Annotated in this window: 14 protein-coding genes and 4 tRNA genes; 9 read left to right on the top strand and 9 right to left on the bottom strand. The window is 62.2% G+C overall.

All coding sequences use genetic code 11. The annotated features are described in order from the left end of the window. The first annotated feature begins 63 nt into the window (after positions 1-63). From rluD to L6D80_RS10580, 6 genes are all read left to right on the top strand, one after another. Positions 64-1,026, top strand: coding sequence for a 23S rRNA pseudouridine(1911/1915/1917) synthase RluD (gene rluD / locus L6D80_RS10555; protein ID WP_054900779.1), 963 nt, complete (start codon positions 64-66; stop codon positions 1,024-1,026). Then, positions 1,023-1,763, top strand: a complete 741-nt coding sequence (gene pgeF / locus L6D80_RS10560) for a peptidoglycan editing factor PgeF (protein ID WP_176513414.1) — start codon at positions 1,023-1,025, stop codon at positions 1,761-1,763. Before rluD ends, pgeF begins: the two co-directional genes overlap by 4 nt. Before the next feature lie 164 nt (positions 1,764-1,927). After that, a complete protein-coding gene (gene clpB, locus L6D80_RS10565) occupies positions 1,928-4,492 on the top strand; it encodes an ATP-dependent chaperone ClpB (RefSeq protein ID WP_054900628.1) in 2,565 nt (854 codons plus the stop codon). Between the two features lie 393 nt (positions 4,493-4,885). Continuing rightward, positions 4,886-4,961 (top strand) — tRNA-Asn (locus L6D80_RS10570). Positions 4,962-4,965: 4 nt separating this feature from the next. Then, positions 4,966-5,042, top strand: a tRNA-Pro gene (locus L6D80_RS10575). Between the two features lie 6 nt (positions 5,043-5,048). After that, positions 5,049-5,124: transfer RNA gene (locus tag L6D80_RS10580), tRNA-Lys, on the top strand. A 118-nt stretch (positions 5,125-5,242) separates the two neighbouring features. Here the strand turns inward: L6D80_RS10580 and L6D80_RS10585 are convergent. From L6D80_RS10585 to L6D80_RS10595, 3 genes are all read right to left on the bottom strand, one after another. Continuing rightward, positions 5,243-6,538 carry an NAD(P)/FAD-dependent oxidoreductase gene (locus tag L6D80_RS10585; protein ID WP_176513416.1) on the bottom strand — a complete coding sequence of 432 codons (1,296 nt, stop codon included), beginning with the start codon at positions 6,536-6,538 and terminating at the stop codon, positions 5,243-5,245. Between the two features lie 84 nt (positions 6,539-6,622). Further along, the gene (locus tag L6D80_RS10590) at positions 6,623-6,796 is read right to left on the bottom strand and encodes a DUF3094 domain-containing protein (RefSeq protein WP_054900630.1); all 174 of its coding nucleotides are present in this window, start codon (positions 6,794-6,796) and stop codon (positions 6,623-6,625) included. Between the two features lie 131 nt (positions 6,797-6,927). After that, positions 6,928-7,557 carry a DUF1780 domain-containing protein gene (locus tag L6D80_RS10595; protein WP_054900631.1) on the bottom strand — a complete coding sequence of 210 codons (630 nt, stop codon included), beginning with the start codon at positions 7,555-7,557 and terminating at the stop codon, positions 6,928-6,930. A 48-nt stretch (positions 7,558-7,605) separates the two neighbouring features. On the opposite strand from L6D80_RS10595, the gene L6D80_RS10600 reads away from it, so the two are divergent. Next, positions 7,606-8,340, top strand: a complete 735-nt coding sequence (locus tag L6D80_RS10600) for an energy-coupling factor ABC transporter permease (protein ID WP_054900632.1) — start codon at positions 7,606-7,608, stop codon at positions 8,338-8,340. Between the two features lie 32 nt (positions 8,341-8,372). On the opposite strand, the gene yacG is transcribed toward L6D80_RS10600, so the two are convergent. From yacG to L6D80_RS10620, 4 genes are read right to left on the bottom strand one after another with little or no spacing between them, the layout of a single operon-like run. Continuing rightward, the gene (yacG, locus tag L6D80_RS10605; RefSeq protein WP_054900633.1) at positions 8,373-8,573 is read right to left on the bottom strand and encodes a DNA gyrase inhibitor YacG; all 201 of its coding nucleotides are present in this window, start codon (positions 8,571-8,573) and stop codon (positions 8,373-8,375) included. Further along, the gene (gene coaE / locus L6D80_RS10610) at positions 8,570-9,193 is read right to left on the bottom strand and encodes a dephospho-CoA kinase (RefSeq protein ID WP_054900634.1); all 624 of its coding nucleotides are present in this window, start codon (positions 9,191-9,193) and stop codon (positions 8,570-8,572) included. The genes yacG and coaE overlap by 4 nt, the downstream gene beginning before the upstream one ends. Continuing rightward, on the bottom strand, positions 9,193-10,059 hold the full coding sequence (locus tag L6D80_RS10615; protein WP_176513418.1) for a prepilin peptidase: 867 nt from the start codon (positions 10,057-10,059) through the stop codon (positions 9,193-9,195). The genes coaE and L6D80_RS10615 overlap by 1 nt, the downstream gene beginning before the upstream one ends. Before the next feature lie 2 nt (positions 10,060-10,061). Then, the gene (locus tag L6D80_RS10620; protein WP_176513420.1) at positions 10,062-11,270 is read right to left on the bottom strand and encodes a type II secretion system F family protein; all 1,209 of its coding nucleotides are present in this window, start codon (positions 11,268-11,270) and stop codon (positions 10,062-10,064) included. A 218-nt stretch (positions 11,271-11,488) separates the two neighbouring features. Between L6D80_RS10620 and L6D80_RS10625 the strand changes: the two genes are divergently transcribed. Further along, entirely contained in the window at positions 11,489-11,899 is a 411-nt protein-coding gene (locus tag L6D80_RS10625; RefSeq protein ID WP_176513422.1) for a pilin, read from the top strand. Positions 11,900-11,969: 70 nt separating this feature from the next. Beyond that, positions 11,970-12,045: transfer RNA gene (locus L6D80_RS10630), tRNA-Thr, on the top strand. An 831-nt stretch (positions 12,046-12,876) separates the two neighbouring features. Here L6D80_RS10630 and L6D80_RS10635 read toward each other — a convergent pair. Together L6D80_RS10635 and L6D80_RS10640 are read right to left on the bottom strand one after the other, a co-directional pair. Next, positions 12,877-13,155 carry a hypothetical protein gene (locus L6D80_RS10635; RefSeq protein WP_176513424.1) on the bottom strand — a complete coding sequence of 93 codons (279 nt, stop codon included), beginning with the start codon at positions 13,153-13,155 and terminating at the stop codon, positions 12,877-12,879. Continuing rightward, positions 13,152-15,668: a phage tail tape measure C-terminal domain-containing protein gene (locus L6D80_RS10640; RefSeq protein WP_176513426.1), complete on the bottom strand. Its 2,517-nt coding sequence runs from the start codon at positions 15,666-15,668 to the stop codon at positions 13,152-13,154. Before L6D80_RS10640 ends, L6D80_RS10635 begins: the two co-directional genes overlap by 4 nt. Between the last annotated feature and the right edge of the window lie 2 nt (positions 15,669-15,670).

A 15,670-nucleotide genomic window follows, 5' to 3' on the forward strand; every position in this document is an offset into this window, starting at 1 on the left:
GAAGCCGTATTTAACCACAAGCTCGCAGCCGAAACCAAAGGCTGTGCGCCCGCCGAATCGAGCATGTCCGAGATCATTCAACTTAGCGCAGAGGTACCGTCCGAACTGGGCGGTCAACGCCTCGACCAGGTCGCCGCCCAATTGTTCGCCGAGTACTCGCGCTCGCGGCTGACTTCGTGGATCAAAGAGGGCCGTCTGACGGTCGATGGCGCCGTCGTGCGCCCCCGCGACACCGTCCACGGTGGCTCGCTGCTGGTGCTGGACGCCGAGCAGGAAGCCCAGGGCGAGTGGGAGGCCGAAGACATCGAGCTGGACATCGTCTATGAAGACGACCAGATCATGGTGATCAACAAGCCTGCCGGGCTTGTCGTCCATCCGGCTGCCGGCCACGCCAGCGGCACCTTGCTCAACGCATTGCTGCATCATGTGCCAGACATCATCAACGTCCCGCGTGCCGGTATCGTCCACCGCCTGGACAAGGACACCACCGGTCTGATGGTGGTGGCCAAGACCCTGCAGGCGCAGACCAACCTGGTCGACCAGTTGCAAAAACGCTCGGTCAGCCGCATCTACGAGTGCATCGTGGTTGGCGTGGTCACCGCCGGTGGCAAGATCGACGCCCCGATCGGCCGCCACGGCGGCATGCGCCAGCGCATGGCGGTAACCGAAGGCGGCAAGCCAGCGGTCAGCCACTACCGTGTGCTCAAGCGCTTCCGCTCCCACACCCATGTGCGGGTCAAGCTGGAAACCGGCCGTACCCACCAGATCCGTGTGCACATGGCCCATGTCGGGTTCCCGCTGGTTGGCGACCAGACCTACGGCGGTCGCTTCCGCATCCCGCCGGCGGCCAGCCCGACCATGGTCGAGGCGGTCAAGACCTTCCCGCGCCAGGCCCTGCATGCGCGCTTCCTGGCGCTGGACCACCCGGCCACCGGTGAACGCATGGAATGGGAATCGCCGCTGCCTGATGACTTCGTCTGGCTGCTGTCGCTGCTGAACCAGGACCGCGAGGCGTTTATCGGATGAGTGGTCTGACGCAGTCGCTGCTGTTCCCCGACTGGCCCGCCCCGGCCTCGGTTCGCGCCTGTGTCACCACCCGTCAGGGCGGTATCAGCCTACCGCCTTATGAAAGTTTCAACCTCGGTGACCACGTGGGGGATGACCCCGCCGCCGTTGCCGAGAACCGCCGCCGCCTGAGCGACCAGTTCGCCATCCAGCCTGCCTGGCTCAAGCAGGTGCATGGCCTGGCAGTGGCGGATGCCGACCCGTCGGTGGTCGCTGAAGCCGATGCCAGCTGGACCGACCAGCCTGGCATTGCCTGCACCGTGATGACCGCCGATTGCTTGCCCGCGCTGTTCTGCGACCGTGCCGGCACCCGCGTGGCGGCAGCGCATGCCGGCTGGCGCGGGCTGGCCGGCGGTGTGCTGGAAGCCACCCTTGATCGCCTGGCACTGGCACCTGAAGACGTGCTGGTGTGGCTGGGGCCGGCCATCGGCCCGCAGGCCTTCGAAGTGGGCCTGGAAGTACGCGATGCCTTTACCGCCGTGCACCCGGAGGCTACCAGGGCTTTCGTCGACGGTGAGCGGCCGGGCAAGCTGATGGCCGACATCTACGAGCTGGCGCGGATCCGTCTGGCGGCGCGGGGGGTTACTGCTGTTTATGGCGGTGGCTTGTGCACGGTCAGCGACTCACGGTTCTTCTCCTACCGCCGTACCCCGCAGGGTGGGCGCTTTGCGTCGCTGGTCTGGCTGGACCCGCGCTGATTGCCGCGAGCGCCTCGTCGCTAATCCAACCAGCTGACTTCGGTCAACCCCGCTACGCTTGAATCTTCCAGAATCAACCTTATCTATAAGGTCATCTCAGGCAGGTTTCTTCATTAAAGGCGCTGTCCATCGCTCCGACCTGCCCTTACAGGAAGGTATCCCCCATGCGAATAGACCGTTTGACCAGCAAGCTTCAACTAGCGATATCCGATGCCCAATCCCTGGCCGTTGGCATGGATCATCCTGCCATTGAGCCCGTGCACCTGTTGCAGGCGCTGATCGAGCAGCAGGGCGGTTCGATCAAACCGCTGCTGATGCAAGTCGGTTTTGACATCAACAGCCTGCGCCAGGCCCTGGTGAAAGAGCTCGACCAACTGCCAAAAATCCAGAACCCCACCGGCGACGTGAACATGTCGCAGGACCTCGCGCGCCTGCTCAACCAGGCCGACCGCCTGGCCCAGCAGAAGGGTGACCAGTTCATTTCCAGCGAGCTGGTGCTGCTCGCCGCCATGGACGAGAACAGCAAGCTGGGCAAGCTGCTGCTCAGCCAGGGCGTGAGCAAGAAAGCCCTGGAAAACGCCATCACCAACCTGCGGGGCGGCGCGGCAGTGAATGATGCCAACGCCGAAGAGTCGCGCCAGGCCCTGGACAAGTACACCGTCGACCTGACCAAGCGTGCCGAAGAAGGCAAGCTTGACCCGGTGATCGGCCGTGATGACGAGATCCGCCGCACGGTGCAGGTGCTGCAGCGCCGTACCAAGAACAACCCGGTACTGATCGGCGAGCCTGGCGTGGGTAAAACCGCCATTGCCGAAGGCCTGGCCCAGCGCATCATCAACGGTGAGGTGCCTGACGGCCTCAAGGGCAAGCGCCTGCTGGCGCTGGACATGGGCGCGCTGATCGCCGGTGCCAAGTACCGCGGCGAGTTCGAAGAGCGCCTGAAGTCGCTGCTTAACGAGCTGTCCAAGCAGGAAGGCCAGATCATCCTGTTCATCGACGAGCTGCACACCATGGTCGGTGCCGGCAAGGGCGAAGGCGCCATGGACGCCGGCAACATGCTCAAGCCGGCCCTGGCCCGTGGCGAGCTGCACTGTGTGGGCGCCACCACGCTCAACGAGTACCGCCAGTTCATCGAGAAGGACGCCGCCCTGGAGCGCCGTTTCCAGAAGGTGCTGGTCGAAGAGCCGAGCGAGGAAGACACCATCGCCATCCTGCGTGGCCTGAAAGAGCGCTATGAGGTGCACCACAAGGTGGCCATCACCGACGGTGCGATCATTGCCGCGGCCAAGCTCAGCCACCGCTACATCACCGACCGCCAGCTGCCGGACAAGGCCATCGACCTGATCGACGAAGCGGCCAGCCGCATCCGTATGGAGATCGACTCCAAGCCGGAAGTGCTCGACCGCCTCGACCGTCGCCTGATCCAGTTGAAGGTGGAGTCCCAGGCGCTGAAGAAGGAAGAGGACGAAGCGGCAAAAAAACGCCTGGAGAAGCTCACCGAAGAAATCGAGCGGCTGGAGCGCGAATACTCCGACCTGGAAGAAATCTGGGCCTCGGAAAAAGCTGAAGTACAGGGCTCGGCGCAGATCCAGCAAAAGATCGAGCAGGCGCGCCAGGAGCTGGAAGCCGCACGGCGCAAAGGCGACCTGAACCGCATGGCCGAGTTGCAGTACGGGATTATCCCCGACCTGGAGCGCAGCCTGCAGATGGTCGACCAGCACGGCAAGGCAGAAAACCAGTTGCTGCGTAACAAGGTCACCGAGGAAGAAATCGCCGAAGTGGTGTCCAAGTGGACCGGCATCCCGGTCGCCAAGATGCTTGAAGGCGAACGTGAGAAGCTGCTGAAAATGGAAGACCTGCTGCACCAGCGGGTGATTGGCCAGAACGAAGCGGTCACCGCCGTGGCCAACGCGGTGCGCCGTTCGCGCGCCGGGTTGTCTGACCCCAACCGGCCCAGTGGCTCGTTCCTGTTCCTCGGCCCGACCGGTGTCGGTAAGACCGAACTGTGCAAGGCGCTGGCCGAGTTCCTGTTCGACACCGAAGAGGCCATGGTGCGCATCGACATGTCCGAGTTCATGGAGAAACACTCCGTGGCTCGCCTGATCGGTGCTCCACCAGGCTATGTTGGGTATGAAGAGGGCGGGTACCTGACCGAAGCGGTACGGCGCAAGCCTTACTCGGTGGTGCTGCTTGACGAGGTGGAAAAGGCCCACCCGGACGTGTTCAACGTGCTGCTGCAGGTGCTCGAGGATGGCCGGTTGACCGACAGCCATGGCCGCACCGTGGACTTCCGCAACACGGTGATCGTGATGACCTCCAACCTGGGCTCGGCGCAGATCCAGGAACTGGTGGGTGACCGCGAGGCACAGCGTGCAGCGGTGATGGATGCAGTGGGTGCGCACTTCCGTCCGGAGTTCATCAACCGGATCGACGAAGTGGTGGTGTTCGAACCACTGGGCCGCGATCAGATCGCTGGCATCACCGAGATCCAGCTCGGCCGCCTGCGCAGCCGCCTTGCCGAGCGCGAGCTGGCGCTGAGCCTGAGCCCGGAGGCGTTGGACAAGCTGATCGCGGTGGGTTACGACCCCGTGTACGGCGCACGGCCGCTGAAGCGGGCGATCCAGCGCTGGATCGAGAACCCGCTGGCGCAACTGATCCTGGCTGGCAAGTTCCTGCCTGGCACGGCGATCACTGCCAAGGTGGAAGGCGAAGAAATCGTGTTTGCCTGAACCATCCGCTGCAAAGACTAGCCCCGCACCTGCGGGGCTTTTTTATGGCCAGCGGTTTGTCGCAGCTGATTCAGGAACCTGTGGGAACCGGCTCAGCTCCCGTAAAACCGGGCCCCTTTCATTTTTTACGTTAACTTGCTGAAATTTTTGAAAAAACCGCTTGCATCAAAAAAGGAGTGCCCCTAATATACGCCCCGCTGTCAGGCACTAAGCGAATCGCCAGCAACATCGGTGATCGCAAAACAACTTACAAATCAGTAAGTTGAATGAAAAAAAGTGGTTGACAAGCAAAACGAAGAATGTAGAATAGCCGGCCTCAGCAGCGACAACGCGAAAGCGGATAGCTAAAGAGAACGAAGCTAACACAGGCTTCGAGTTGTACCGAAGTTCAGTTCCGCGATAGCTCAGTCGGTAGAGCAAATGACTGTTAATCATTGGGTCCCTGGTTCGAGTCCAGGTCGCGGAGCCAATCTCGGGGTGTAGCGCAGTCCGGTAGCGCGCCTGCTTTGGGAGCAGGATGTCAGGAGTTCGAATCCCCTCACCCCGACCATTTTCAGGGTCGTTAGCTCAGTTGGTAGAGCAGTTGGCTTTTAACCAATTGGTCGTAGGTTCGAATCCTACACGACCCACCATGTAAAAAGGGCATCTCGACTGAGATGCCCTTTTTCTTTTGTCTCGCGAAAAGTTTGGCCAATACCGCTAACTGCGGGCGAAAAAAAGGACCGCATCAGCGGCCCCTTTTCATCACGATCAGTGCAGCTTCAGCCTCGGTTCGGTGCCCCGGCCAATCTTGCTCCCCAGCATCATCATCGCCGTGCGGAAGAACCCGTACAGCGCCATCTGGTGCATGCGGTACAGCGACACGTAGAACATCCGCGCCAGCCAGCCTTCCAGCTTCACACTGCCCATCAGGTTGCCCATCAGGTTACCCACCGCCGAGAAGCGCGACAGCGACACCAGCGACCCGTAATCCTTGTAGGCATAGGTCGGCAGTTCTTTGTTCTCCAGGCGCGCCTTCAAGCTTTTGGCCAGCATCGACGCCTGCTGGTGCGCCGCCTGGGCGCGTGGCGGCACGTTGCGGTCGCTGCCTGGCTGTGGGCAGGCGGCGCAGTCGCCGAAGGCGAAGATGTTGTCGTCGCGGGTGGTCTGCAGGGTCGGGCGGACCACCAGCTGGTTGATGCGGTTGGTTTCCAGGCCGTCGATCTCCTTGAGGAAGCCCGGCGCACGAATACCCGCCGCCCACACCTTCAGGCTGGCCTGGATCACTTCGCCGCTGGCTGTCTTCAGCCCGTCCTCGGTGACTTCGCTGACTGCAGCGTTGGTCATCACCGTCACGCCGAGTTTTTCCAAGGTCTTGTGCACCGGCACGCTGATGCGCTCTGGCAGGGCAGGGAGTACCCGCGGGCCCGCCTCGATCAGGGTGATGTGCATGTCTTTGGGCTGGATGCGGTCCAGGCCGTAAGCCGCCAGTTCGTGGGCAGCGTGGTGCAATTCAGCCGCCAGCTCGACGCCCGTGGCACCGGCACCGACGATCGCCACGCTGATCTGCTCGCTGGCCTGGTCGCCAGCATGGGCGCGCAGGTAATGGTTGAGCAGTTGCTGGTGGAAGCGCTCGGCCTGCTTGCGGGTATCCAGGAACAGGCAGTGCTGCGCTGCGCCCAGGGTGCCGAAGTCGTTGGTGTTGCTGCCCACGGCGATTACCAGGGTGTCATACCCCAGGGTGCGCGCAGGCAGCAGCTCGCGGCCTTCTTCATCGAGGGTGGCGGCCAGCTGGATTTGTTTACCTTCACGGTCCAGGCCGCTCATGCGCCCCAGCTGGAAGTTGAAGTGGTTCCACTTGGCCTGGGCCACGTAGTTCAGTTCGTCTTCCGAAGAGTTCAGCGAGCCGGCGGCCACTTCGTGCAGCAGGGGCTTCCAGATGTGCGTGAGGTTGGCGTCGACCAGGGTGATGTTGGCCTGTTTGCGCTTGCCCAGGGTTTTACCTAGGCGGGTCGCCAGTTCCAGGCCGCCGGCGCCGCCGCCGACAATCACGATGCGATGAGTCATGGGAATATCTCATAAGGTTTACGGAATGCTTGGCCCTGGGGGCCGGCCGCAAACTGCATGAGAGGAGGGCGAGCGCGAGGCAGCTCATAGCACCAGTCCACTCAACAGGCGGCTGATGAGGCCCAGCCCGATAGTCACCGCCAGCACCAGCACAAGGAGCAGCCACGGCCGAAAGGGCTTGCGCTCGACTTGGTGCTGAGGGGCTCGCAGGTACTCATCGACACGACGCTGATCTTCAGGATTCAGTCGGCTGGTCATGGTGGGCCTCGTCAGGTAGACGTTTGTGACTGCGCGGACGCTACAGCGTTCGGCAAGTACTTGAGACAAATGATAATGCTTTCTATCCCTGGCGCCGAGTGTACGCCATCGCAAAGACTCTCGGCACTGGATCAAAGACTGATGCCCACGTCGAAGACAATGCTGCGCCCCAGGTTGCCGCGCAGAAAATCCGGCGCATCCGGGTGGGCGAACAGCACCCGGGCAAAAGTCGGCCCGACCAGCGACAACGACCGCCAACCCTGGCGCAGGTATTCAGTAGGCGGCGGGAAGTGGGTGTTGAGGTCGAGCACCTCACGCTTGAGGCTGGCGAAGGCGATAATGTCCAGCTCGTTCAACTCCAACCCACGCTCGCGGTAGTTGTGCGCCTTCTTGCGCAGGGTCGGGGCCAGGCGCCCGAGCAACTCCACGGCGCTGATCCGCCGCGGACGCGCTTCACGCCTTACCAGTTGCGCCAGGGAGAAAGCACTGCGCCGGCGCTGCAGTTCTTCGCGCCACTCGTCGTTGAGCCGGCGCCCTTCATCGAGCACGAAAAACACCTCGAACGCAGCGTCGCGGAACAACACATCCGGCGGTTCCTGGCCGGCTGGGGTGAAGTCTTCGCTGCGATAGGGGATGTTCAGCCCCTGCAGCAGGCGCTGGCATACCCAACGCTCCCGCTCCCATTTGCGTGCATTGGAGAGGAAGGCGTTGGCTTGTTCGGCCTGGATGGTAAGCAGGCGCAGGTAGTCTGAGTCATCCATGCAGACAAGCTTAGCCGCTAAACCATGACGATAAGATGCTGTTTTTGAATGGGTGTAGACTCAAGGCATGTCCACAAGATCGCCAGGGGCTTTCGTCACGTGATCAGCGCGCAGGTATTGTCCAGCACCACCCTTACGGTCGGTTGGCTCGCTTATGTGCCCTTGCTGTTGTGGGCGGCCGGCCGTACCCGCTGGCTCGAACTGTTTGCCGACAGCCGCAGGCAGCACCTGCTGTTCGGTACTGTGTTCTGCCTGTTCGCGCTGTGGCTGGTGCGGCGCGACTTCGACACGGGCGTGTCCTATCACTTCATCGGCATGACAGCCGTGACCTTGCTGCTGGACTGGCCGCTGGCGGTGCTCGGCGGGTTTCTGGCCCAACTCGGCCTGCTGGCGCTCGGCCGGCAGGACCTCGCCGCGCTTGGGGTCAACGGCTTGTTGCTGATTGGCCTGCCGGTACTGATTACCGAGGTGTGCGCGATCCTGGTCGAGCGCGCGCAGCCACGTAACCTGTTCGTTTATATCTTCTGTTCAGGGTTTTTCCCGGCCGCATTGACGGTGCTTGTGTGCCTGCTGGCCGGGTTGGGGTTGCTGTGGCTGGATGGGCGTTTTGCCATGCCGGAGTGGCTGAGCGACTTTGTGGGCTACCTGTGGCTGATGATGTTCCCCGAGGCGTTCATCAACGGCATGGTGATCAGCGCCTTGGTGGTCTTCAGCCCAGAGTGGCTGGAAACGTTCAACCGCACGCGCTATCTGCAGGCGCCGTGGAAGGAGGATGAGCGGTGATGGCCTGCAACGCAGGCCTCAGAGCATTCAGCTCAATGCCGCGGCTCCAGGTCACCCGAATACAACTCATCTTCGGACTCTTCCGAGCCCGCGATCTTGTGCTCTTCAGCCGCCCACGCGCCCAGGTCGATCAGCTTGCAACGGTCCGAACAGAACGGCCGGAACGCGCTTTTCTCGTTCCATTCCACAGGTGCGCCACAGGTCGGGCAATCGACGATCAATGGCTGGCTCATGGCTGGCCTCCTCGTAAAGTCAGGTAAAAGTGGTGCAGATGGTCGATCTGCGCGTGCAAGGCGGCAAGGTCGCCGTCGTTGACGACCACGTCATCGGCATGGCGCAGACGCTCCTCGCGGGCCAGCTGGGCCTTGAGAATGGCCTGCACCTGTTCGGCGCTGGTGTTGTCGCGCAGCAAGGTTCGCGCCACCTGCAACTGCGGTGGTGCATCGATCACCAGCACGCGCTGGGTCTTCTGGTACTGGCCAGACTCGATCAGCAGCGGCGACACGTACACCGCATAGGGTGACTCGGCCTTGGCCAGGTAGCTGAAAATCTCCTGCCCGATCAGCGGGTGCAGCAGTTGTTCCAGCCATTTGCGCTGGGCCGGGTCGGCAAAGATCAGTTGGCGCAGGGCCGCGCGGTCGAGCTGGCCGTCGTCCAGCAACACGCCAGGGCCAAAGCGCTCGACGATGCTGGCCAGGGCCGGGCGGCCAGGTTCGACAACCCAGCGCGCCGCCTGGTCGGCATCGACCAGGTGCACGCCCAGCGCGACGAAGCGCTCTGCAGCGGCACTTTTACCGCTGCCAATACCGCCAGTGAGCCCGAGAATCCAGGGGGTGAATGCCGCAGTGGTCATCAGAATCCAAGCAGTTGCAGGTAGGAGGCGTACATTTCATCACCCCAGAGCACGGCAATCCACCCCGCAATGGCCAGATAAGGGCCAAACGGGATCGCCGTGCCGACCGACTGCCTGCGTAACCGCAGCAAAACCAGGCCCCCCACCACACCCACCACCGACGACAGCATCAAGGTGATCGGCAACACCTGCCAGCCTCCCCAGGCACCGATCAGCGCCAGCAGCTTGAAGTCGCCATAACCCATCCCTTCCTTGCCGGTGAGCAGTTTGAACACCCAGTACACTGTCCACAGGCTGAGGTAACCGGCTACCGCCCCCCAGAGGGCATCGGGCAGCGACACCACGGTGTCGAAGGCGTTGACCACCAACCCCAGCCAGAGCGTCGGCAGCACCAGCACGTCGGGCAGAATCTGCTGGTCATGGTCGATCAGGCTCAGCGCCAGCAGGCACCAGGTGAACACCAGCAGCGCCAACGCTTGCGCCCCGGCGCCGCAATACCAGGCCACCATCATCGATAGCAGGGCACAGCTCACTTCGACCAACGGATACCGTGAGCTGATCGGCTGTTTGCAGGCCGAGCAGCGCCCGCGCAGGGCCAGGTAGCTAAGCACCGGGATGTTTTCCCAGGCACGGATCGCGTGCCCACAGTGCGGGCAGCGGGAGGCTGGCAGGCACAGGTCGAAACGCGCGTGCTCGCGGGTCGGCAGCCCCAGCACCTCCTGCGCCTCACGCTGCCATTGGCGCTCCAGCATGACCGGCAGGCGATACACCACCACATTGATAAAGCTGCCGACCAACAGCCCCAGCACCGTTGCCAAGGTGATGAAGTACGCCGGCTGCTCAGCCAGCAAAGTCCATAGCGTCATGTTCAGATCAAACTACCCAACTGGAAGATCGGCAGGTACATCGCCACCACCAGGCCGCCGACCAGCAGCCCAAGGATCAGCACGATGGCGGGCTCCAGCAGGCTGGTCAACTGGTCCAGCGCTTGGCTGACTTGTTCCTCGTAATGGCTGGCGGCCTTGTCCAGCATCGGCTCCAGCGTGCCGCTGGACTCGCCGATGGCTGTGAGCTGCACCAGCAACGGCGGGAACAGCGGCTCCAGCGCCATCGCCTGGTTCAGCCCCTGCCCATTGGCCATGCCCTGGCGCAGCCGCACAATCGCTTGCTCGTGCAACGCGCTGCCGCTGGCCTTGGCCACAGTGCCCAGCGCATCCAGCAACGGCACCCCCGCCGCGTAGGCTGTGCCCAAACTGCGGGCAAAACGCGCCAAGGCAGCCTGCCCCAGCAACTTGCCAAATACCGGTAACCGCAGCACCTGGTGAGATATCCACAGGCGTGCTGGCGGGTGCCTTCGATACACCTCGCGCACGGTCAACGCCAGCGCAAACCCCGTTATCAACAGCAGCGGCGCATGGCGGCCCAGCCCTGTGGACAAGTCGATCACCCACTGCGTGAAGGCTGGTAGCGCCGTATCAAAGCCGGCAAACAACCGTTGAAAGCGCGGAATCACTTCCAGCAACAAAATCGCCGATACCCCCAACCCTGTCAGCAGCAGTAACAGGGGATAGAGCATCGCCTTGCGCACCCGTTTGCGTAAGGCCTGGCGCTGTTCCAGCATGCCCGCCAGTTGTTCAAGCTGCCGGTCCAGCGTGCCAGACTGCTCCCCCACCCGCACCAGGTTGCAGTACAACCCGTCAAACCACGCGGGCTGGCGCTGCAACGCATCCGCCAGCCCGAGGCCAGACGCCACATCCTGTTTCAACCGCTCCAGCAACGCCGCCTGCCCCGCGCCGCACCCACTGCGCCCCATCACCTCGAAGGCCTGCAACAACGGCACACCCGCTTTCAGCAAGGTTGCGAGCTGCCGGCTGAACCCCGCCGGGTCGCGCTTCTCCCGTGCTTTTGGCCATTGCCAGACCCGCTGGCTGACAGGCCGCAAGCGGGCCACACGAATACCTTGGCGCTGCAGCCCGGCCCGCACATAGGCCGGGCTGCGCCCAGCCACCTGCCCGCTGACCGCGGCCCCCTTGGCATCGGTGCCCTGCCAGGCATAGAGGTGAGTCGAATGGTTCATGCAAAAGGTCCTTATCTGCCCTGTGACAAGCCTGGAAACAGCTTGTCGATTCCGTGAAGGGGCGCGCGCTGGCGATGCTCACTAGAGTAGTTCAGCGAAGATGACGCCCTGACCGGCAGGGGTGACAAAAGGTGTCTGTTCAGGCCTACTGCGCCGCTGTCAGCTCGGGGTCGAGAATGACCTCAACGAGTACGCGTATCAAAAAGGAAAAAACGTTCATGAAAGGGCAACGTGGTATCACCCTGATCGAACTGATGATCGTCGTCGCGATCATCGGCATCCTGGCGACCATCGCCATACCGATGTACACCAACCACCAGTCACGCACCAAGGCCGCTGCCGGGCTGCTGGAGATCAGCGCGCTGAAGACAGCGATGGACCTGCGCCTGAATGAAGGCAAGGACGTGGCCGACGTAGCAGCGCTTGGCGGCCAGCCCGCTACCGCGCATTGCGCGATCACCGCTGACGGCAAGGCTGCCGACGGCAGTGGGAGCATCGTGTGCACCCTGGTGGATGCGCCAGCCAATGTGGTGGGCAAGGCCCTGACGCTGACCCGTTCGGCCAGCGGCTGGAGCTGCACCACCAACATCGAGGCAGACCTCGCGCCCGGCGGTTGCAAAGGGGCTTGAGGGTCGGGGAATAAGCCAGGGGAAACAGAGGTTTGCGTAACGGGTGCGGCAGTGGTACGTTGCGCTACACGCCGGTGTAGCTCAGTCGGTAGAGCAGCGCACTCGTAACGCGAAGGTCGCAGGTTCGATTCCTGTCCCCGGCACCAGTAAAATCAGCGCATTCAGCTATATTCGCATGACAGCATCACCGGGTATGACAGCAGGATGACAGCAAACGAAGCCCCGCACAGAGACGATCTGGCGGGGCTTTTTCATGCGCGCCACAAAGCCGCGGAGCATGGTTTCGTGGCGCGGGATTTTACGAAACCTTCGTAAAACTTGGCTCGATTTGAAATCGGACCAAGCCGAGGCACTGCCAGGGGAATCGGGCCTAACCAGCGAATTTCGCGGCTTTGACTACGGACGAAATTCGTACGAAGTGGGGTTGGTACGAATTTCGTCCCGACCCACTACGAAAATTTCGTAGTGACCGGCAGCCGGACGCCAGGCGTACGCTTGGCCAAAAGAACGTTTGGCGTTGATTTCCCGGGGGTGTGCAGGAAATTTGCAGACCCTCGGCCACCAATGGTGGATGGCTCAGAACCGAGCCATGGTAGATACGGGGTTCTCCCGGGCGATGGTCCAGAGCTGGGCTATCCAGAGATGCGAGCAAAACTGCTCACATCCAGAGATGCCCTCAAATTTCAGGACATCTCATTCGCCTGAATGCGATGCTCCAAAAGTCGGGAATCCCGATATTTGACCTGGCCCGCCAGGTAGACGGGGTGGACTTCCTGCAACGCAGGTAGTTGAGACTTCCTCCATTGGAGGGAGTTGGAGGTGTCCTCAATTTTGAGGAGTCGGTGGGGTGGTGTTCTGCCACCTCATGGGGTAGCGGATCACTAGGGCATGGGGGTCGTGAAACGCGACCCCCTTGGAAACGCGGATTTTGCGGAAATGGAAAAAAAGCTGGGGGCGCGGTGTCCGAGCCAAAGGGCTCAGACTTTCCGGGTACCCCCTGCCTGCCACACGTGTTGCCCGACCTCCTCGGCAGCATTTTCCATCGTCCGCTCCAGGCGCTTGGTCCGGAACGCCTGCTCGCTGGCGGGCAAGCCATCGTACATCACGGCCCCGGACACCCGAGCCATTAACCTGGCCAGCTCATGCTTGCGCTCTCGGCATTCTTTGCCGGTACCAGTGCACAGGTGCTGCCCCAGCTCTTGCCGAAGCACCTCCATCAGCTTGCCAGACAGCGCCATTCGTTGCTCAAGGTTCATATGCGTCTCCAAAGTAATCCGCCCTGCTGGGTCTCTTGGTACAGCACGTCGCGCACCTGCTGCGTGACAGACTCCCCAATGGCCCCGGCCTGCCGCCTGGCCTCGGCATCGCTCATGCCGGGCTGCGCCTGTACGGTGATCGGCGCGTTGATGGTGATACCTCCACCAGTTCCGCCCCCGGCGCCAGCATCGTTCGCGTTGCGCAGGTACTGAGTCAGGTCGCGGTTCTGGTTCGGGTTCAGAACCCGCTCCCCACCATCGAGCAGCCAGGTGCCCTCTCGCGGGATGTTGTCGAGGCCGTTGTGAGCCATGCCCATGAGCGCGCTTGATGCCACGCCGGCGACCATCGGAGCGGTAGCTGCAGCAGCCGCGAACGCTGCAGCAGGAGCTGCTGCCGGTCCAACGATAGGGATTGCTGCCGTCGATGCGTACGCCGCCAGCTGGGCCTGGAACGAGGTTGCCTGAGCATTGGCCACCAGGCCCATGCCCGCCATGGATTGCGTGCTCTTGCCCACCAGCAACTGTACCCCCTGGTAGACCAGCCATTGGGCAGCCATATCGGCCAGCGTGTCGACCATGGTTTTGCCAAACCCCGCCACCATATCCACCAGCGCATCACTGGCATCCTCGGCGCCGGTTGCCACATCCGAGAGAAACGAACCCAGCTCGCTTCTGGCGCTGCCGAGCGTCACACTAGTTGCGTCGGCTGCCATGGCGGCGTAGTTCGTTGCCGCGTCCGCGTAATCAGCCCAGGCGCCTGCCATGCCGCTCATCCAATCGGACTGGGCCTCATCGATCAGCGCCCACCCTTCCTGCATGGCTTCAAGCTGCAGAGGCTGGTATTCCTCGATCAGCGCTATTTGGTTTTCCAGGTCACGACGGCGCAGGGCATCAGAGGTGGTTGCCAGTTCGGTGCGCAGACCAAGGATCTTGTCGTTGTTCTCCTGCTCAAGCTGCAGCTGCTCCTGATAGCGGCCTGCCTCCTTACTGCCCATGCCGATCGAGTCAGCCGCGAGTTGATACTGGGCTTTCTGGTTGGCCAGCCCCTTCTCAAGCTCGGCCTGGTATTTCATCTGCTCGGCCAAGCCGCTGGACGACTGAATCGCATCATTGAACGCTCGGGCCACCCACTCGGTGCCCTGGGCGAACTCCTGCTGAGTGATCTTGCCGTTTTTCATCAGCAAGGAAAGCTGCTCGGTCTGCTTGCTGAACTCATCTACCGCGGCCCCGGCCGGGTCGTATTGCTGCTTGAGTTGAGCAAATCCACTGGCAGCCGTTTTGAGGGTGTTCTCCAGCTCCTTGGCAGATTTCTGCTGATCTGGGGTAGTTGCCCGGAAGGTGCCAATGCCACCTTTGCGCATCTGCTCGAGCATGTCGGCCAGTTCGGTAACTTGGTTTTTCGCGCCGGCAGCGGGCGGTTTATCGATGCCCTCCCAAAGATCGCCGTACATGCCCAGCAGATCCTTGACCTCGGCCTTCGACTTCCCGATGGACTCCCCCATGGCGTCGAGATTCTTGACGGCGTTGTAGATGCGCACCGGTGGCAGGTAGCGATCCCACCACTTCGCATCCTCGCCGCCTACCATTGCTTCATCGAAGTCGTGCAGGCCCTTGATGCCGGCCGCGAGCAGGTGCAGACCGCCGACTGTGCCCACAGCCATCTTGCCGAGCACCTTCACGCTGTCTGCCAGGTCGTCGGCAATCTTCTTGGCCAGAACTCCGTTTTCAGTCACATCGGTGAGCTTTCCGGCGAAACCGGAGAGCATTGGCAGCAGTGCCGCCTTGATCTCGTTGCTCACCCCGGATACGGAATTTTCGATCAGCCAGGTAGCGGCTTTCAGCTCCTGGGCCGCTCGAATTGTCTTGTCATCCATGATGGCGCCGGCAGCCTCGGCGGCATCACCAAAGCGCTTGAACCCTTCTGCGTTGTTCCGTAGGAGCGGCAGGAGCGCGGTGGCGTCGTTGGCGATCGCCTCCATGTAGAAGGTCATGTCGGACTGACTGACCTTGGCCTTTTCGAGGCTGGAGACGTATAGGCCCAGGGCTTGGCTGCCGCTGAGGTTGCGGAACTGTTCGGCAGTGACACCCACCTGGGGCGCGATCTGCTCGAAGAAGTCCTTCATCTCACCGCCGCCGGTGTTGAGGAAGTCGCCGACCTTGTCGTTTACATCCTTGAGGATGTCCGCCAGCTTGTCCTGCTCGATGCCCACGGCTTGCGAGCCCGCCGCGAGGCGCTGGAAGTCGGTGGTACTGACGTTGGCCATACGGGCCAGGTTTGATATCTCGGCCGCGGTGTCGACGGCAGACACTGCCATGGCGGTGAGTGCTGTTGCTCCTGCAGCCACGCCCGTAGCCAGGCCGGCGCCGATCATCTTGCCGGCCTTCACAGCGCTGGTGGAGATTTCCTTCATTCGCTTGTCGGTGACCCGGGCGGCCTGGTCCATGCCTTGCTGGAACCCGCCGATTCGGGCGATCAGGTCCAGCGTGAGCGTACCCAACGATCTACTAGCCATAG

This window comes from Pseudomonas ceruminis (assembly GCF_021602025.1).
Lineage (GTDB): Bacteria > Pseudomonadota > Gammaproteobacteria > Pseudomonadales > Pseudomonadaceae > Aquipseudomonas > Aquipseudomonas ceruminis.